Genomic DNA, 19452 nt, shown 5'->3' on the forward strand with positions numbered 1-19452 from the left:
CTCCGTATGAAACACGATGGATTCACCCAACCGGCACACATCGACGACGACGAATGGGCCCTGCGGGTCAAGCTTGCCCAGTGCTACCACCTAGTGGACTGGTTCGGCTGGACCGAAGCGATCTTCAACCACATTTCCGCGCGCTTGCCCGGCCCGGCGCATCATTATCTAGTCAACCCGTTTGGATTGAACTACAGCGAAGTCACCCCGCGGAACCTGCTGAAGGTCGACCTGCACGGCAACAAACTGGAGGCCTCCGACTACGACGCCAACCCCGCCGGCTTTGCCCTGCACAGCGCCGTACACGCTGCGCGTGAGGATATTCACTGCCTGATTCACACCCATACCACGCCCATTTCCGCCGTCGTGCAGAAAGTCCGTGGCTTCACCCACGAGGACTTCTACGGCGCGCAGCTATATGGCCGGGTGGGCTATCATACCTTCGAAGGCATCACCCTGTTCGACGATGAAAAAGCGCGCATGGTCCAAAGCCTGGGCAATAAGCATGTGCTGGTGCTGCGCAACCACGGCATTGCAGTAGGCGAAAGCAGTATCGAGAAGACTCTTTTCCTGCTATGGACCGTGCAGCGCGCAGCGGAAAACCAGTGCGCTGCCGGCGCGCTGGGTGGCGAAGACCACTTACTGGAACCGGGCATTGCGGCCAAGTGCTCAGATCTGACCGCGATGCTGATTCGCGAAAGTGGCTTTGCTAACAAGTTTTTTGAGGCGATGTTGCGCAAGATGAAGGCTGAGCGCTCAGGACTTTGGCAAGCGCGCCCTGAGTACATCAGCCAAACGGATGAACCTCTCGCCTCAAACCGATCGGAGTCTTTCTAGCGCGTCGGGGCGTGCCGCACTAAGACCGGCCGGGGCTCTGCCTTGGCCCGCTTGGATCAGCTGCCCACCGGGCTATGGCAGCGACGTGTGAATCATGATAACAACCATTTCTAGCAAACTCCCCTGTCCAGAGGGTGATGTTCAATTTGCTGAAAATGTCTATTATTGTGAGACCTGTTATTGCCCGTAGCTTGAGTAATTGATGAGCATTCCGAAAAAAAGCCGCAGCCGCTACGACCCCACCAGTGAAGAATTTTGCAAAGAGGAGTTTCCCTTCTATTGGCTAGCTCGCGTACACGGGCGCTACACGCAATCCATGGAGCGGGTGCTGAAGAAGATCGACCTCGACGTCCCGCGCTGGCGGGTACTTTGGATCCTTAAGGAAAATGGTGAATCGAGCATATCGGAGATTTCAACCCATGCCATCGCTAAACTTCCGACAATTACCAAGATCGTGTATCGCATGAAAGAAGATGGCCTAGTCGACACCGCCACGTGTTCGGAAGACGGCCGCGTAACTCAGGTGAGTATTACCACATTGGGTCTTGCGAATATCGAACGCATGCAGGGCGCTACCAGCGAGCTATTCAAACGCAGCTTTACAGGCCTAACCGATGCGCAGATCCAACGGTTGAGCAGATTGCTAGAAACAGTGTTCCACAACCTCGATGACTTTTGATCCTACAGCCGAAGCCTTATGACATGAAAGGCTTCTCGTGCAGCGCCAAGCGCGCCGCGTGATCCATCGCCGCCTCGTAGTTGGCCAAGGCGTATTGCAGCACGTCTCACGCCTGGATGATCTTTGGCAGCCGTAGCCCGCCGCGCTGGCACGCGGCGCGGTAGCCCTCGACCGAGAGCTGTGTGACCAACCGGGCGCCATGGCCTTTCCGGCAAGTCGTCCGATGCTGCGGCTTATCGGGAGGATCGGCGCTGGGCCGACGATTTAGCGGCCGTCATTGCTGCTACCGGTGCGCGCGAACCCGTGCTCGTAGGGTGGTTCCTGGGCACTACGGTCATATCCAACTACCTGGCCGCCTATGGGGACAGCGCTATTTTCGGTGCGGTCTACGTGGACGGAGTCATCGAGCTCGCGTCGGCGCAAATCGTGCCGCACCTGGAGATCTACAGGGACTTGGTATCATCTGATCTGTGCACGCATCTGGATGCCATCGGCGCTTTCCTCGCCCTGTGCTTTGCCACGCCGTCGGCGCCGGCGTTGTTCCAGCGCCTATACGCCAACGCTGCAATGGCATCCTGGGACATGCAGAGCGCCGTGCAGGGTCAGGATGTGGCGGCGGCCACTGGGCTAGGTGTGATCTCTCAGTAGGTTGTTCATCCGGGGCATTCCCGGAATTCTGGAAGCGCGACCAACACAGCCTTCCAGGAGCCCCGGATGAACCTGCATAAACATGCCCGTCTTACCCCTCGAGGTCGAGCCCTTCTCGTCCAGCGCATGCTCACAGGGCTGCGTGCCGAGGATGCGGCACAAGCGGCGGGAGTTAGTGTTCGCACGGCTTACAAATGGCTCAGGCGTTTTCGTGAGGAGGGCGAGTCCGGTTTGATGGATCGCTCATCACGTCCGCATTCATGCCCGCATGAGACACCGGATGATCGGGTCGCACAGTTGATCCAGCTACGCCGATCTCGCCATACCTATCAACAGATCGCCCAACTACTCGGCGTGGCCGTCAGTACCGTTGCGCGTCGTCTCAAACAGGCAGGCTTTCATCGTTTGGCCGAGTTGGAACCCGCTCCTGTGGTGGTGCGCTACGAATACCCCAATGCCGGCGACCTGCTACATCTGGATATCAAGAAGCTTGGCCGATTCTGGAGGCCTGGCCACCGAGTGACAGGGAATCGTCAGCAGGGCTGCGATGGCGCCGGCTGGGAGTTCGTCCATGTGGCCATCGACGATGCGTCCCGGCTGGCCTTCACCAGCCTGCACCAGGACGAGCGCGGCAGCAGCGCCTGTCGAGCCTTGGTACAGGCGGTGCGTTACTACCGCGGGCTGAGTATCCGCTTTGAACGCGTCATGACAGACAACGGTGCCTGCTACCGCTCTCGTTCGTTTCGGCGCTTGTGCGCTCGGCTTGGACTGAAACATATCCGCACCAAACCCTATACGCCCCGTACGAGGGTGTCCGAATTTTTGTGTAACCGGCTCATGAGCGACACTGTCGCTCCGAACCGGAGACACCATGAGCAAGACGCAACATCCCATCACCGACGAGCTGCTGGATCAGCTCCTGGCCAACTACCAGAATCCTGAAGACCTGATCGGTGCTGACGGCATCCTCAAGCAACTGACCAAGAAGCTGGTTGAGCGTGCGCTGGATGCTGAGCTGACCCACCACCTGGGCCACGATAAGCATCAGCCGGTAAGCAATCCAACTGGCAACACCCGCAACGGTTTCAGCAAGAAGAAACTCAAGGGTGAGTTCGGCGAGTTGCCCATCGAAGTGCCGCGCGACCGGCATGGCACCTTTGATCCGCAGATTGTCGAGAAGCACCAGACCCGCTGGGCGGGTTTCGACGACAAGATCCTCTCGCTGTATGCCCGCGGCATGACTGTGCGCGAGATCCAGGCGCACTTGCAGGAAATGTACGGTGCCGAGGTGTCGCCCAGCCTGATCTCCTCGGTGACCGATGCCGTAGCCGATGAAGTGAAGGCCTGGCAGTCGCGCCCGCTCGATGCGGTCTACCCCATCGTCTACCTCGACTGCATCCACACCAAGGTGCGCGAAGGCGCCGTGCGAGTGAAGGCGGTGTATCTGGCGTTGGGCATCAATCTGGCTGGCGAGAAGGAAATCCTCGGCCTATGGATCGCCCAGAACGAGGGCGCCAAGTTCTGGTTGCAGGTGGTAACCGAGTTGCGTAACCGTGGCGTGCAGGACATCTTCGACAGACCTGTAACCCATCACAGTACTGACAGTTAGAGCGCCATCAGGACCCAGCGTCAGACCTTCATCGACACATGAATCAGGTAAGGCCAGCACCAACAAACGGATAGCACGTCGCCACCCAACTGAGTAACATCGGTCTCCTCGGCTTCGGACAGCTGTTTATCTGTTGACGACTCAGAACAAGGAAGTCTCATGCAACAGGTGACAATATCCTGCCAGATCAGGATACGCGCACTCAGCCAGCCCACTGTTTCCCACACATCAGTGGTAGCGCCATACGCAAGCAGACTGAGGCACCTCCATAGAGGATCCTCTGCAACGCATACATCTATATTTCAACCCTCCGACGCAATCATCGCGGTATGCAACGCGGCCTATCCATTCTTATCGATTAAGGAGTCTTGCCTTTGAACACTCCCTTTGACCCCTCAAAATTTACAGCTCCCAACGCCAAGCCACTACCGGTCCTTCTGTTGCTCGATGTGAGCGGTAGCATGAGCGGCGAAAAGATTCAAAACCTCAATGCCGCTGTGCGCGACATGCTCGATGTGTTCCGCGGCAACGAGACCAGCGAGACCGAAATCTGGGTCTCAATCATCACGTTCGGCTCAGAAGTCACGCTGCATCAACCCCTAGCAAGTGCCAACGACATTCAGTGGCAAACACTTTCAGCCAGCGGCATGACTCCACTGGGTGTCGCGCTTGAAATGGCCAAAGCAATAATTGAAGACAAGAACGTCGTTCCATCGCGCGCTTATCGTCCGACCGTAGTGCTGGTCTCGGACGGACAACCGAGCGATAGCTGGAAAGGCGCGTTGCGTGATTTCGTAAACGAAGGACGATCCGCGAAATGCGATCGCATGGCCATGGCCATCGGTGCCGACGCCGACGAGGCAGTTCTCGGAGCATTCATCGAGGGCACGGAGAACCCGCTTTTCTACGCAGAGAATGCCCGGCAAATGAAGGACTTCTTTAAGTTCGTGACCATGTCGGTGACCATCCGCACCAAATCGCAGGCACCTAACGCCATCCCGCCAGCGAGTTCGATTGATGTTCAGCCAGCGACCATCGGCGCCCGACAGGGCTCAGTGGTGCCGACGGCACCCGATGCAGATGATGGAGGCTATTGGTAATGGCACAGGCAATCGGAGATCCGGAAGAGCTGGAGCGTTTTGCGCATGCACTACAGCAATTCACCGACTCGCTCAACGACAGTGTTGGCGCCCTAGATGGCGCATTCCTGTCGCTCGGTGACACCTGGCAGGACGAGAAACGTTCCCAGTTCGAGGAGGAGTTCAACATGCTCGTCCAGCAACTCCATCAGTTCAATGCGAACGCGACAGAACAGGTGCCCTATTTGATCGCCCTGGCGTCGCGCCTGCGCGAGTACCTTCAAAGCTGAGGACGTAGCTAGGGCAATGGCACTCGTATCCATAGGACAAGTGGAAAACCTCGAGGACCTCGTGCGCGACCTGCAGGCCGTTCATGAGGCCCTGGAGGCATCCTGCCGTGCACAGGTTGCCCTGGCAGAGCACAAGTACGAAGACGCTCAAAACGCCTCCTGGCACAGCGAGAGCTTGCTGGACGACGCCATGCAGCAGGAACTAGACGCCGGCCAGGCGTCCGAGGACGCCCAGCAGGCCGTGGACACCGCATACGCCAGTCTCGACGCCGCCGAGAGTTCGCTGTCCAGTTGTATCGCCCAACCGCTCGACAAAGACGGGTCGAGTCCTGATTGCTCCTGGGAGCACGACTGCGCTGACCAGGCCAGGGCCGAGGTGGACCAGGCCTGCAACGCGCTGGAGCAGGCACGGGCCGACCTCGAACGGGCCATGGAGAACCGAATGGCCATGGAACGTCGCCTGGAAATGACCAGGCAGGCAGCCTCGATGGCTGCGCAGGCACTGGCGCATGCGCAGCAGGAGTGCAATGCACGGCTTCTCGGCGTCGGCCAGGCCATCGATCTCGGTGTTGCTCGCCTTTCTGCGGCCCAGCAAGCGCTGGAGGCCTACCTCGCGACCCATCCCGTCGCTGCGGACTTCCGTTCCTGGTTGAAGTGGGACCCGGTGAAACAGGGTGGCGTCGTCACACCGGATGTACTGCGGGATCGAATGAACCTGTCGGCGGAGCATCGGCAAATGCTCCAGGAATACCTGTACGAACGAAATCCCGAGTATCGGGCGAAGGTCGACAGATTCCGCGAGCAATGGGTTGCCGCGAAAGGCGATGTCGAGCGCAACGGGGTCGTGCGCAAGGTCCGCATCGAGCTGTGCGGCGAATTCGGTGAGCAACTGGCTCGCCACGCCCTGGCGCCACTGGGTGGTCGCATCGAGACACAAGGGCGGACGTTCGTTGGCGACGACGGCCGGTACACCAAGACCGACCTGCTGATAACCGACCTGCGCGTCCCGGTCGTACTGGGGCGTGGTCCGGGCATGGGGGCACCGGTGGGCGGTTCGCTGGCCTTGGAGGTGAAGTGCGGCAAGGCCCAGTACCTCTACGCGCAGAAGGACCACATGGTGTTCCAGGCCGAAGGACACAAGCAAGCGGATGCGCAATGCACGCTCTGCTCGCGGGACATCAAGGACCTTTCGCCCGAGAAAGAGAAAGAACTGCGCGATGCCTTGCGCGAGGCGGGCTCGCCTCTGATAGGCATGCTGCCGAGCAAGAACGAGATAGACCTGTCCTGTCTTGATTTCATCCGCCAGAGCCAGGAAGAACAGCCATGAAAGTGCGATTTGCCGTAGTGGAGCCTGCCATCCTTGAACAGGTCCGGGCAGGAGTGGAGCAGTTGCAGCGCTCGGTCGATACCGGCGACATGGATGACGTGGACGAGGCCACGGCGCAATTGCTGGAGTTGACCGCAGGCTGCCGCTCGATCGACCTGTCCGAGGAGCGGTGGCAGAGGTTCCTGAGCGAAATCAGGCGCGAGGATCCGGACTTCGAATCCGGTTACCTGCTGCCGGGCGAGCGTTGTGCTTCGTTGCTTCCAGGCATCGCCACCGATGCGCATGTCCTGGAACTCCCCATGGACGATGAGTCGGGAGATGCCGATGTTTGACGATGTCATGGGACTGATGGCGGCCTGCGCAAACAGGTTCAACGCTGGGGTGCGGGATGGATTCGGCACCTCCATCGCCAACGAAGTGCTCTTCCCGATCCAGGAGAACATCGCCTGCCTGCGCAGTTTCAGCGAAGACTACCAGCGTCAGGTCACGGCCATCGACGGTCTCCTCGAGGAAGCGCAAGGCGTCGGCGCACTTCAAGGGGAGCGTGACGCATGAAGGGATCGCCGGAGCATCCGGACCCGATTGTCTCCCGGGCCATGCAAGCCATCGCCGACTATCAGGAAGGCCTCGCCCGCATCGACCGCGAATTCGATGCGGCCGCGACCAGGAAAGAGCAAACCCTTCAGGGGCTGCGCAAAGACGTGCAAACCGCCCTGGCCGCCTCAACGGAAGAGGCCCTACGGCGGCTCGCTGATGAAGAAAGACAGACAACCACCAGCCGCACCCAGCGGACAACGGCTTGGCGATTAGCCTTCGTTCGGCAATGGGAGGGAATCGCCACCGATGCGCTGCGTGCGAGCGGGCGGCTTCGCCGCGAACAGCCAGCGTTGACGGATCTGGTCCCTACGACGCCATGGGCGGTCACGGAAATGCCTGCGCGCCTGTATCTCGGCTCCCGGCAACTGAGCTTCGAGGATCTCTGCTGTTCGACGCCAAATGCCATCCCCTTCCCGTTCTCCAGCGCCCTGGCGTTTTCCCAAGGCCACACGGGCCACACGCAGTGGGTATCCGGCCTGCTGCTGCGCTTGCTCTCTGCCCTGCCCCCGGCGCAGCTGGAGTTGACATTCATCGATCCGCTGCGACTGGGACAATCGGTCGAGCCGTTCCTGCCCCTGCTCAAGGTCGAGCAACTGGTTCCGGAACAACGGGTGCTGACGCGCGCGGACGAGATCGAGTCTGCGCTCGGCCGGCTGACGGATGACATCGAGGAACTGCTCCAGCATCGCTTCAATGACGAGTCCGCAAACTGGTCGGCGTACAACGCGAAGAACCCCGACTGCCGTCTTGCGTACAAGGTGCTGGTGCTGTTCGATGCGCCGGAGCAACTGTCCGAAAAAAGCCTGTGGTTCCTCCAGCGATTGTGCGAGAACGGCCCGCGCTGCGGCGTCCTGCCGATCATCGCGATCGACGAGCACCGCTTGCAGGACCAGCGCTACGAGAAATTCCGCGCAACCGCAGCACAGGCGGTCGCAGCGTTTGACGCCCTGTTCGCGACCTCGTCCGTCGCGCGCAACGGCCTTTCATCGAGCTGCAAGTCCGAGCAATGGCCCAGGCAAGAACAGCTTGGCCCCTACCTTTCGGCGCTCGCCGAAGAGTGCGCCCGGCAGGCGCGCTTCAGCCGGTCCATGGAGGATCTATGGTCTGGTTTCTCCAAGGGCGCCACGACCTGCGCAGGCTTCGACATCCCGATCGGCTGGACGGCCGCCGGCGCGCCCGCCTCCTTCGTCCTCGGTGCCACGACGTCCGAACACCATGCACTGCTCGCCGGCAAGACCGGGTCAGGTAAGTCGAACCTGCTGCACGTCCTGATCCACTCCCTGTGCCAGCGCTATTCGCCAGCGGAAGTCGACCTTTACCTGCTGGATTACAAGGAATCGACGGAATTCAACATCTATGCCGACCCGCCCCTTCCCCATGCCCGGCTGGTCGCCACGGAAAGCGATCCCGAATACGGCGTCACGGTCCTTCGCCACCTGGTGGGTGAACTGCAGAGGCGCGGACACGTATTCAAGGAAAACAAGGTCTCCGACTTCGCCAAATTCCGCGCCAGCACAGGTGAGCAGCTACCCAGGATCCTCCTGGTCATCGACGAGTTCCAGGTGCTCTTCGCCGGCACACGCCCGGTAGCGGAGGCGGCAGAACAATTCCTGTCGCAACTGTTGAAGCAGGGGCGCTCATTCGGCATTCATGTCCTGCTCGCGACACAGACCCTCAAGGGCATCAACGCCATGTCCCTGGGCAGCATCATCACCCAGCTGGGCTGCCGCATTGCCCTGGCCTGCGGCCAGGAAGACTCGGCGATGATCCTGGGCGCGAACAACTGGGCCGCGTCGGAGCTGCAGAGCCCGCCCGAAGGCATCATCAACAATTCCAACGGAGCCAGGTCCGGCAACGTCAAGTTCCTGATACCCCTGGCAGACAGCGACACTTGCCTCGAACACATCAGCACGCTGGCGCAGCAAGCCGCGCGCCAGGGCATGGTGGACAAGACCCGGATCTTCAATGGCGCCCGCCTGCCTGAGCCGCCTTGCGCCACTACCTACCAGAACGTCTGTTCAGGGGACGGCGCCCTGCTCCTCGGGCAACAGCTGACGTTCGACGCCGACATGCTCACGGTTCCGCTCATCCAGCGCCCGGCCTTCAATGTCCTGTTCAGCGGCTACAACGATGCCATCCACGACGGCTTGCTCAACGCAACGCTGTCCAGCCTGGTGGCATCCAGCCGTTTCGACGAGATCATCTTCTTCAACGCCCGCGGCGTCACCGCGAAAGGCGAATTCACCTCAGAGATGCGCGCCCCCGGCGGTCCCGTGCAAGTGTTCGACGACATCGCGGCACTCCCGTTGCAAGCGATAGCCGATGCCATCGGCAGTCGCCGCGTCGCCTTGATCATCGACGGTCTCGATTCGGAAAGACTGTTGCACCCACCGACCCCGTTCAGGCCCCCCAAGCCGGGTGAACCACCCTCCCCCGGCGATCTCCTCAAGCGCATTGCCGAGGATGGCCCGCGCCAGGGGGTGTTCGTATTCGCCTTCGTCGAGCGCTGGCAGCGCTGCGCATCGACCTGCAAGGACCTTCTTTCGTGCTTCGAACTGCGCCTGGGGTATTGCATGAGCGAAGACGACGCCGGCTCGCTGGTCTCCACCGGCATCGGCAAGTTCAAAGGTCTCGAAAAGCCCAACCGGGCCGTTCTGGTGAACCGAATGACCTGTGAAACGACCTGGTTCCGCCCCTACGTCGCCAAGAGTTCCCTATGAAGAAGTTTCTACTCACCTGGTATGGCATCACGGACTTTCGCGCGTCGCTGGGATTCGAAAGCACGGAAGGTCCGATCGCCGCAGCGCTGGCGGCAGAGGACTATAGCGAAATCGTCATTCTTGGCTACACGCGAAACGACCTCCAGGATCACGTGTCGACACCCACCTGCGCGGACCTGGCGACCCGGCTGGCGGCGATCCATGCTGCCAACCAGCAACAGGATCGCGGCGTTACCAACGATTTCGTCTCCACTTTCGCCAACACGCCTGCCGCCCACGCGCACTTCGCCCGCTGGCTGGAGGCGCAACTGCCAAGGTTCGGCAGGCAGGCGCGCATTTCGCTGAAGAGCGAAACACCCCGCGAGCTGAACGACTCAGAAGGCATCTACGCCTGTGCCATGCGCGCCCTGGATTTCGTCGCCAAAGCCGCCGGCGAGAAACTCGTGACGCTGTACCTGAGCCCTGGCACGCCGGTCATGGCGTTCATGTGGGCACTGGCGGCCCTGGCCCATCCTCACCTGAAGAAACGCCTCATAGTCTCGCCCGTTGTCGGCAAACCGCCGGAAGCCATTGCCCTGCCCGCCGCCTGGCTGGAGCGCCACGGCGCCAGCCAGGCGGCGATCGGCAATGCCCACGAAGGGTTCGCCGTGACCTATCACCTGTTCGGCGAGCAACGCATGCCATCGCTGCTGGGCATCCGCCAGTTCGCCTCGAACCGGCATGTGTTCGTGAACTCCCAGGACTTTCCAGCGACCTGCATGCGCGCGTTCATCCAGGATGCAGACTTCTACGAACTCCCCGTCGACCCGTGGGATGCCAAGGACGTACAGGAAAGGATCATTGCCCATGCCAGAACCTTGCCGCCAGGCGCGCGTATCGGCGTGAACCTTACGGGCGGCACCAAGCTGATGTTCGCAGGCGCGCTTTCCGCAGCCAGGGCACTGGGTGCCGTGCCCTTCTACTTCGACAGCCGCAACCAGCGCGTGACCTATGTCGACAGCCTGCGTCGGGAGACCATCCGGCCCATCGACTCGATTGAAACCTTCCTGCTGCTCAATGGCGATGGGCTGAAAGTGTCGACCGTCGATCCCCAGGACGAGCTATCGGCGGACCGGCGCCGCCTGACCAAGACACTGTGGAAATACCGGAGCAAGATCGCTGACGCCTACTCCGCCTTGTGCAGATACAACAACGAACACGAAAGAAGCCTGCAAAGAGGTGAGCCACTGACACCATTTCGCATCGAATGCCACGGGTTCGTATTCACCCTCACTCGGGAAGCCGAGGCATCGGTTGTCGGCAACGGCCTGAACCTGCACTTCAAGCACTGGACGGGTTTCGCCAAATACATGTCCGGTGGTTGGTTCGAAGAGTTCGTCTATCTACAGTGCAAACCCTACGAAGAGCGCGGCATCATCCGGGACCTTCGAATCAACCTCACCCTGCAACTCAACCAGGACATGACCGGTTCATTCCACCGCGACGTGCAACACAACGAGCTCGACGTCACCTTCACCGACGGACATTCGCTATACATCGTCGAATGCAAAGGGGGCAAGGTCACGCAGGAGCAAGTGATGAAGCTGCAGAACCTCGTCCGCTTCTATGGTGGCGTCGAAGGTCGTGGAATCGTCGCCTGCTGCTTCCCGCCAAGGTCGGACTCGGTGCGCAAAAAAATCAGCGACGCGAAGCTGGCACTTTGTTGCGGCGGTTCCTTCCTGGAGCAGCTCGATAGCTTGATGAGCGGGATCGCCGCACGCGCCAGGCTGGCCGGGGAGCCGGCATGACACTCTTTCTGGTGTGCGACACCTCCGGCAGCATGAGCGAGGGGGGCAAGCCATTCATCACGAGAACGGCGGTCACGACCATCGCCCAGTGGATACATCTGGCCGGCGGAGGGGTACAGGTCAGGCTGTGCGCCTGGGGAAGCGAAGCCGTCTTCAGCGACTGGACCATAACCGACGACTACCCGGAACACATGCTCGTTTGCGGCGGTACCTCCAACGCAACCGCCCTAACCCGCCTGCTGGGTGATTCACCCGACGGAAAAGTATTGCTCCTGACCGACGGTTTCTGGTCCAGCACCGAAACCCGGCACCTGAAACAGTGGCGGGCGGGGCTTCCCCACGACTCGGTACGCGTCATCAAGACCGGCGCCGATGCCAATCCGCAGCTCAAAGGTCCGGACGTTTTCCTGGCCGAGGCCCTGTTCGCGGCACTGGACGGATGGCTGGAAGCGCCCTCGGCATGACGTTGTGGAAGAGCTTCGGCGCCAGCGTTCCAGGCCCCGCGCACCTGGCTGCCGGCCTCCCCAACCAGGACGCATGGGCAGCCTTCCACCGTAGCTGGGGAGATGCCATCGTGGTTTCCGACGGCCTCGGCTCGAAGCCGTTTTCCAGTTTCGGCAGCAAGGCGGCCTGCCAGGCTGTAGCACAGGCTTGCCGCTCCCGCACCGAAGCCGACCCGGCGTCCCTGCTGCAACGCATCACGTCGAACTGGCTGTCTCTCGTCGCACCACTCGAACCCCGTGATTGCGCCGCTACGTGCCTGTTCGCCTTCCGGGCGCGAAACGGCGTGATCCACTTGGGAATGCTGGGCGATGGCCTGGTCGCCGCAATCAGATCGGATGGTTCGGTGATGTCCCTGGCGGACGACAAGTCGCAAGGCTTTTCCAACATCACGGCAGCACTTTCCCAGCGCGTGTCCGAGCGGGACTGGCAGGTCGCCTCGCTGCCGGAGCGGGATTGCTTGGCCATCCTGCTCTGCTCCGACGGCGTGGCAGACGACTTGGAGGACAATCCCGGCTTCGTGACCGGCGTGATCGATGCGCACCGTTCGCTGACAGCGGTCACCGCCAACCGGCGTCTTCAAACGATGCTCGAAAAATGGCCCACCCCAAAGCACAGCGACGACAAGACCATCGCCTGTCTCTGTCGCGAGGAGATTACCCCTGGACAAGACTGAAGGAACACCGCCGCTGTGCGACGAATACGGTAATCACCATACGCTAGCCGATGAGCTCGCCAGGGGTGGTCAAGGCGTCGTGTTCCGCACCAAGGACGCGGACCTGGCCATCAAGCAACCGCTCAACCCCCAGGGTGAGCCGGACACCAGCAGCGACCTGCGTCACCGCTTCCAGAACATCCGCCTGCTGCCCCTGCCGCCGCGCATTCCACTGTCGTTACCGCTGGCCATCCTGCGGGATCAGCCAGGGTACGTGATGCGCCTGCTCAACGACATGACGCCCTTCAGCGTCTTCGATCTCGACGGCAAGACGAAAAAGGTCCTCGAAGTGCAGCAGCTCATCCTTCCTGAATGGCTGGCGAAGGTCCCTGGCAGAGACCTAGCGTTGCGTCTCGTCCATTACGCTCGTACGGGCTCGACCCGCCGTCGCCTGTTCGCACTGTCGGAGTGCGCTGCCATCCTCGCCCGCCTGCACTGCTCGGGAATGGTCTACGGCGATATCTCCAGCAACAACGCCTTCATCGGTGCGCAATCGAACGATGTCTGGCTCATCGATGCCGACAACCTGCGGTTCGAAATGGCTCGCGGAGGTGTCTCGGTCTACACACCAGCCTACGGCGCGCCGGAAGTGGTGCGTGGCACCGATGCCTCGCGCCCACGCTCGGATTGCTGGGCATTCGCGGTCATGGCCTTCAAGACCCTTGCACTCTGCCATCCGTTCATCGGCAAGGCAGTGCTCGAACCCGAGGAAGATGACAGCGGCTGGGACTCCGAGCCAGACGAAGATAGCCAGACCGCCGACCTGGATGAACAGGCGTACGCGGGTTATCTGCCCTTCATCGATGACGCGCAGGACAAATCCAACGCCGGGGGTGGCGGGCTGCCGCGTGAGCTGGTCGCCACACCCGGGCTTCGGAGGCTCTTCCAAGAAACCTTCGGGGCCGGAAGACTACAGCCGCATCGCCGTCCAACCATGGCCTTCTGGGCACTGGAACTGAAAAAGGCGTTCGACCGCTCGTTGCACTGCGATGCCTGCAAAATGAGCTACCTGGCCGACGAACACACCCGCTGCCCTTACTGCGGCGCACCCCGTCCGCCGTTCGCCTGCGCCCGGACTTCGCGGGGTGAGATCGTGATTCCCGCCAGCACCCGGCACTTCCCCCTGCCGCACCGACTTTTCCATCCTTTCTCGTTCGATCATAACGAGACCCAGGTGTACGAAGTCGACCTCGACTTCAACACCAGGACGGCGCGTCCTGTACGAGGCACTCCTGCTTTCCCCGACAGCTTGACCTTCACCTTCGAGGCGGGCGTGCAATGAAATTCCAAGACATACCGGCCGATATCCTTACCATCCGCGTCCGACCGGCTGACCACTGTTCGGCAGACTGGCGCGACCAGGCCGTCTACTCGATCGAGAACGATCCCTCGCGTCCCGATGAGTTCGAGCTGCGTCTCAAGGACGCAATGATCGCAGTGCAGACCATCACACCGATCGATACCCGGCGGCTGAGCGCCGAACTCGCCATTGGCCGCGCTCTGCTCGCGCAACTGACCAATCGTGCTGCCGACGGAAGCATGGAACTGCAGATCGCCTTTTTCTCCGGCCCGTGCCTGGAGATGGGTGAACTGGAAATCGGCGTGGACGACTATGTCGAACAGGCAATGGCAAGCCTCGAGCGCCGCAGGAGCGGCCCCAAGGGTGACCAGCTCTATAAGCTGCTGGAGCGCCATTTCTGCTTTCGACAAGGCGACAGCGACTTCTTTTTCCTGACCGCAGGTCCGGCCATCGACGAAATGCTCAAGCCCGACCCCGTCCAGGAAGAGAAAGCAGCAGGCGGTGACGACACCGACCTGGCGTCGGACCCGGAATCGCAGGCCGCCCAGGACGCAACGCCCGGCGACGTACTGCCCGCTCGAAGCGCGCAACCAACCCGCAACAACTCGTTCTGCATCAGCGGGGATGGATTGCGCTTCGTTGCGACAGAGAAGCTGTTATCCCAAGGCAAATCGATTTTCCTCACCTCGCGCTTGACCAAGGCCCGCAAGCACCCGGACCGCGCGCTACGCCTAGTCAAAGGCAAGCTTCACTTCGCCGACTGGAGCCGAACCGGACATATCCGGCTCCTTGCCAAAGCCCAGATGACAGCCTTGACGCAGGAACAAGTCAGTTACTTGAGGAAATGGGACGAGTTCGGCGACCTCGAAGGCGAACTGCTGCTGGAGAAGGCACGCCAAGTGGGAGTCTTGCACGTTGCTGGCGCCGTCGAGAACAGAGACGGAACCGTGGCCGTACGCGTGACCCAGGCCTCCGAGGCCGCACTCAAAGTCCTAGATAAAGGCCAGGCCGGCGAACTCCGGTCGGTCGAGGAGCTCCCGGACTATCTGCTCGACCCCACCCTGCTCTTCAAGGACTTCGCCAGCGGCATCGAGCGCTCTGCGGAAAATCCCCCCTCTTCACCTCAGGATGAACTACAAGCCAACCCCAAGCATTACAAGGTAGTCGAGTTCGACAAGGCATCGAACACGCTCAAGCTGAAGACTGAACGGCTTCCAGAAAAGTCGGGCATGCTCATCCTTTCACTCGCAGGCGAAGTTGCCCAGATCAAGCGCCGCCTGGTGGCGCGCCGGTTGATTCTCGAAGGCCGGGCAGCCAACCCCCAGCTCGGACCGCTGATCGAGGAAAAAGGCGTCATTACCCAGACTCGCAGGCCGTCACCTGTCAAGCCGCTGACGGCGTTCGTCCTGAACAAGGTCTTCAAGAACACTCCCACGCCAAAACAGCTGGATGCCATCAGCTGTGCCTTGGAAACGCCGGACATTGCCCTTATCCAGGGCCCCCCCGGAACCGGAAAGACCACGGTCATCGCTGCCATTCTCGAGCGCTTGAACGAAATGGCAGACAAGCGTGGTACTACCATCAAGGGCCAGGTGCTGCTGACAGGGTTCCAGCACGACGCGGTCGAGAACATGATCGAGCGCCTCTCGCTCAACAGCCTCCCCGTTCCGAAATTTGGCAAGCGCGCCAATGCAGCCACGGATGACGCCAGCCTCTTCGAGGAACGACTCGATGGGTGGTGTGGAAAACTAGCCACCCAATTGCGTGAACGAAACCCGCAGATCGCCGAAATCGAGCAGGAAACGGAGATCCGGCACCTGTACCTGCAATACCTTCAGACGCCGACACGGGTGCTCGGCGCCCGCCTTGCCTCCCGGATCGCAGCGCTCGGCATTGCGGTCCTGGGCGAAGAGCGGGTGCGTCAGGCCGAGAATTTGCAGAAGAAAATGGGCCTGGAAGAAAAGCTCAACGGCGCCAGCCACCAATGGCTCGACGTCGTGCGTCGCCTCCGCTGCCGGCCTGAAAGCTTCGCCGACGACGGTCCCGAACGCGCAGCCGACGCGCTGGCCGATCTCGGCGAGGTGCTGGACCGCGAGGACCTTGCGTTGCTCGACGATGCCAGCCTGTGGCGCAATGAAAATGGCCTCCCGCCGTTCCTGCAACGGTTGGCAAGACTGAAGAGAACGCTGCTCGCCCGCTTCAGCGCCCCCCCGGTTTTCCGCATCGAAAAAGCCAACGACGAGATCGTCGCCTTGGCAGGCCTCGCAATCGAGCAGATCAAGCGCAAGGGACACTCGGGGCGGGACAGGAAATCCGCCGCACTGGCCGAGTTTCTCGCCCAGCTCGACAACAACCCTCGCGCCATGCTGGAGGCTGTATCCGACTATAGCTTCGCGTTCGCCGCGACTTGCCAGCAAAGCGTCAACCGGAGCATGCAATTCCAGAAGGGCATTCGGGAGGGCGACACCAACCTGAACCAGCAGCAACTGGAATACGAGTATGTGATCGTCGACGAAGCCGCACGTGTCTCGCCACGCGACCTGATGGTGCCGATGGCACAGGGCAGGCGCATCATCCTAGTCGGTGACCACCGCCAGCTGCCGCACATCATCGATGACGAGGTCGCACGCCGGATGGAAGACGGCGAAAGCGGCCCTTCGGAAACCGATTGGCTGAAAAAGTCGATGTTCCACTACCTGTTTTCGGAGCGCCTGAAGACCCTAGAGGACGGCGACAAGATCACTCGTCGGGTCACGCTGGACAGGCAGTACCGCATGCATGAGCTGCTGGGCGATTTCATCAGCCGCAACTTCTACGAGCGCTTCGACCCCTCCGAGAAGTTCGGCTCCGGAAGGCCTACAGTCGATTTCGCCCACGCCCTCCCCGATACCGGCGGCAAACCCGCCGCGTGGCTGGCGGTACCCGTGGAGAAAGGCAAGCACCGACGCAGCGGAACCAGCTGGATTCGCCCGATCGAGGCCACTTTGATCGTCCGCCAGTTACTCGCATGGATGAATTGCGAGGCTGGCAAGGACCTGACCTTCGGGGTGATTTCCTTCTACAAGGCGCAGGCCGAATACATCAGGCAGCAACTCGGCACACTCGGTAACAATGACAAGCGACTGCGTATCGGCACGGTGGACTCGTTCCAGGGCATGGAGTTCGACGTGGTCTTCCTGTCGACGGTGAGGACCGTGCCACAGCCGTGGAAATCCACCACCGATGACCGCGAGAAACAGGCGCAATCACTATTCGGTCACCTCTGCCTCTACAACCGCCTGAATGTATCGATGAGCCGTCAGAAAAAACTGTTGGTAGTGGTCGGCGACCCGTGCCTGCTGGAAGGCGACCTGGCAGCCGAGTTCATTCCTGGGCTCGTTGATTTCCATAAGCTCTGCCGTGAACAAGGAGTCGTGCTGGAATGTTGAAACTTCTGGATTACGGCACCCCTGCCCCCTTCGGGGCAACCGTCGGCCGACGCCGCAATCTGTCCTGGCCCGTCGACGCCTACCGGATCACCCTGCCCAAGCCTGACGAAGACGGCCTGAGCCTCAACCCGTTCGAGCAGGTCATCCTCAGCCTGCTCGCCCTTGGAAACATGACCTCACAGGCACTGGCCGAGGAAACCTGCATTCCGCGCGACCTGGTAGAAAGCATCCTGTTGCGTCTTCGGGACAGAGGGTTGATCGACGATTTCAACGACGTCCTTGAAGCATCCGGCAGCAACGCTGCAAGCGAAGCCGGCGCTACGGCATTCGTGACCGCGCTGCTGTTTCGCGAGCTCGTCAGCGGGCAGGTCCTGCCCTTCATGCAACTGCTGGAACACCAACCGCTGCGCAAGAAGGAACAGAAGCAGGCCGCCTACAAGATTCGCGCTCTCGCTGCCGAGCAAATGCCGCCCACCCAGCGGGATGTGATCAAGGTGACGCGAGCGATGCAAAGAAGGGCCGCGGAGTTCGGGAAAGCGGAGCGAACGCCTGCACTGCACAAAATCATGATCGTGGAGCAGCCGGAACGGTATTACCTGGACTGCCCTATCGCCATTCAGAAAAGCGACGGCGAATTCCGTATCGCAGATCCCTTCGGCAACGGGTTTTCACTGGTGCTCGAACGGGCATTCGAACAATTGCTCGAACAGGATGAATACGCAACGGAGTGGCTGGGCAAGTGGAAAGCCTCACTGAGCCAGCCGCGCTCGCCATCCCAGGATCCCCGTAATAAAGAACCGTTCGACACGCCTGCCAACCAGCAGCGATACCCCAAGCTCATCAGTAACTTGCGGCTGCTGCCGAACGCCGCGTTCCGCTCGATCGCCCAGCTCTATGCCTCCGTGGAGTGGTCATTGTTCTACGCCTGTGCCAAGCGCCCCTTCGAAGGTGATATCGAGCGCTTGAGATTCACCCCGCAGGCGGAGCATGCGCAGTTGCTCGGTCGGGCGGCCAGCGAGGTCGGGCTGTTACCACCGGGATCCGGTTTCAGGCCTGTTCGGGAGGGCAAGCTGCGGGACTTCCAGGAGGGAAAGGCAGAGCTGGAAACGGTGCTTGCCTTGAGCATCCTTCGCGCGCAGCTCGATGGTTCTCACCCCTTGCGACGTCTGGCTGCGCGCGATCCTGCACTGATCAGCCGCCTACTCGAAATCAAGAAGGCGCGTGACGAAAAGGGACATGGCAAAGGCAGTGCCGACGCCCCGGAATCGGAGTTGCTGGCAGAACCACTGGTGCGCGAAATCATCGAGATCATGCTGCAGGAAGTGACCTTCACCCGCGAGCCGACCGCCAGCAGCAACCCTGACGCTTACGCGGACGTGTTACTGGATGCCCGCGCGAGCATCCAGGACGAGTTCGGCTTCGGCGCATTCAACCGCCTCGGGACGAACGTGAAGGAGCGGCTCGTCCATGCCGAACGGGTCTTCCTGTCCTGCCAGGAGGGAGAAGATGTCCTGGCGTTCGTCCGCGACCTCTATGCAGCAATGCAGTCCGTCCTCGAGCTGTCGCTGAACCGTTGGCTGCCACCGGACATGGCAGATGCACTGCTGATCGAGGCAGCGCAAGACAGGGCCATCGGGTCCGGCTTGTGCCATCGGCTGCCGCCAAGCCTGCGCACCGTCAGGGCTTCGGCTGTACGCCAGACGCTGCAAGGCAGCGGCCAGTCGCTCGGGGCCTGCATGATCGCCTTCCTGCTGATGGCTGACGAGCTGCTCCTCAAGTCGATCGCAGCGACCCAACCGTCCTTCGTCGACGATGCAGCCGCGCTCATAGCCAGACGCGGACACGGTAATGAGCCACTGCCATTAGCAAGCACAGATGTCGCGAAGCTGCGCAAGGCATCGTACAAAATCATCAAAGCACTGATCGAGTTTTAGG

Annotated in this window: 15 protein-coding genes and 2 pseudogenes; all 17 read left to right on the forward strand. The window is 61.0% G+C overall.

Annotation, left to right across the window (positions count from 1 at the left end):
- The first annotated feature begins 6 nt into the window (after positions 1 to 6).
- The 17 genes and pseudogenes from LRS53_RS22965 to LRS53_RS23045 all read left to right on the forward strand — a co-directional run bounded on the left by LRS53_RS22965 (position 7) and on the right by LRS53_RS23045 (position 19451).
- On the forward strand, positions 7 to 837 hold the full coding sequence (locus tag LRS53_RS22965) for a class II aldolase/adducin family protein (protein WP_093257360.1): 831 nt from the start codon (positions 7 to 9) through the stop codon (positions 835 to 837).
- A gap of 202 nt (positions 838 to 1039) precedes the next feature.
- Positions 1040 to 1516: a MarR family winged helix-turn-helix transcriptional regulator gene (locus tag LRS53_RS22970; RefSeq protein ID WP_093257363.1), complete on the forward strand. Its 477-nt coding sequence runs from the start codon at positions 1040 to 1042 to the stop codon at positions 1514 to 1516.
- A gap of 390 nt (positions 1517 to 1906) precedes the next feature.
- Positions 1907 to 2164: a hypothetical protein gene (locus tag LRS53_RS22975; RefSeq protein WP_177344861.1), complete on the forward strand. Its 258-nt coding sequence runs from the start codon at positions 1907 to 1909 to the stop codon at positions 2162 to 2164.
- Positions 2165 to 2230: 66 nt separating this feature from the next.
- Positions 2231 to 2971: pseudogene (locus LRS53_RS22980) on the forward strand (leucine zipper domain-containing protein); the annotation flags it as partial.
- A gap of 64 nt (positions 2972 to 3035) precedes the next feature.
- Positions 3036 to 3737, forward strand: a pseudogene (locus LRS53_RS22985) (IS256-like element ISPa46 family transposase); the annotation flags it as partial.
- Positions 3738 to 4147: 410 nt separating this feature from the next.
- Positions 4148 to 4873, forward strand: a complete 726-nt coding sequence (locus LRS53_RS22990) for a vWA domain-containing protein (protein ID WP_231357426.1) — start codon at positions 4148 to 4150, stop codon at positions 4871 to 4873.
- Positions 4873 to 5142: a WXG100 family type VII secretion target gene (locus tag LRS53_RS22995; RefSeq protein WP_093257366.1), complete on the forward strand. Its 270-nt coding sequence runs from the start codon at positions 4873 to 4875 to the stop codon at positions 5140 to 5142. The genes LRS53_RS22990 and LRS53_RS22995 overlap by 1 nt, the downstream gene beginning before the upstream one ends.
- 16 nt (positions 5143 to 5158) lie before the next feature.
- Positions 5159 to 6469, forward strand: coding sequence for a hypothetical protein (locus tag LRS53_RS23000; protein WP_093257369.1), 1311 nt, complete (start codon positions 5159 to 5161; stop codon positions 6467 to 6469).
- Entirely contained in the window at positions 6466 to 6801 is a 336-nt protein-coding gene (locus tag LRS53_RS23005; protein WP_093257371.1) for a hypothetical protein, read from the forward strand. Before LRS53_RS23000 ends, LRS53_RS23005 begins: the two co-directional genes overlap by 4 nt.
- A complete protein-coding gene (locus tag LRS53_RS23010) occupies positions 6794 to 7024 on the forward strand; it encodes a hypothetical protein (protein WP_093257373.1) in 231 nt (76 codons plus the stop codon). The genes LRS53_RS23005 and LRS53_RS23010 overlap by 8 nt, the downstream gene beginning before the upstream one ends.
- Positions 7021 to 9786, forward strand: coding sequence for an FtsK/SpoIIIE domain-containing protein (locus LRS53_RS23015; protein WP_093257375.1), 2766 nt, complete (start codon positions 7021 to 7023; stop codon positions 9784 to 9786). Before LRS53_RS23010 ends, LRS53_RS23015 begins: the two co-directional genes overlap by 4 nt.
- Entirely contained in the window at positions 9783 to 11573 is a 1791-nt protein-coding gene (locus tag LRS53_RS23020; protein WP_093257379.1) for a Card1-like endonuclease domain-containing protein, read from the forward strand. Before LRS53_RS23015 ends, LRS53_RS23020 begins: the two co-directional genes overlap by 4 nt.
- Complete coding sequence (locus LRS53_RS23025) at positions 11570 to 12037, forward strand: VWA domain-containing protein (protein ID WP_093257381.1); 468 nt, start codon at positions 11570 to 11572, stop codon at positions 12035 to 12037. The genes LRS53_RS23020 and LRS53_RS23025 overlap by 4 nt, the downstream gene beginning before the upstream one ends.
- Entirely contained in the window at positions 12034 to 12750 is a 717-nt protein-coding gene (locus tag LRS53_RS23030) for a PP2C family serine/threonine-protein phosphatase (RefSeq protein ID WP_093257384.1), read from the forward strand. The genes LRS53_RS23025 and LRS53_RS23030 overlap by 4 nt, the downstream gene beginning before the upstream one ends.
- A gap of 79 nt (positions 12751 to 12829) precedes the next feature.
- Positions 12830 to 14071 (forward strand): protein kinase domain-containing protein, encoded by a 1242-nt coding sequence (locus LRS53_RS23035; RefSeq protein ID WP_231357427.1) that lies wholly within the window; start codon positions 12830 to 12832, stop codon positions 14069 to 14071.
- A complete protein-coding gene (locus LRS53_RS23040; protein ID WP_093257390.1) occupies positions 14068 to 17517 on the forward strand; it encodes a DEAD/DEAH box helicase in 3450 nt (1149 codons plus the stop codon). The genes LRS53_RS23035 and LRS53_RS23040 overlap by 4 nt, the downstream gene beginning before the upstream one ends.
- Positions 17511 to 19451 carry a hypothetical protein gene (locus tag LRS53_RS23045; protein ID WP_093257393.1) on the forward strand — a complete coding sequence of 647 codons (1941 nt, stop codon included), beginning with the start codon at positions 17511 to 17513 and terminating at the stop codon, positions 19449 to 19451. Before LRS53_RS23040 ends, LRS53_RS23045 begins: the two co-directional genes overlap by 7 nt.
- Position 19452 lies beyond the last annotated feature (1 nt).

The organism is Pseudomonas sp. PLB05, assembly GCF_021106615.1.
Lineage (GTDB): Bacteria > Pseudomonadota > Gammaproteobacteria > Pseudomonadales > Pseudomonadaceae > Chryseomonas > Chryseomonas benzopyrenica.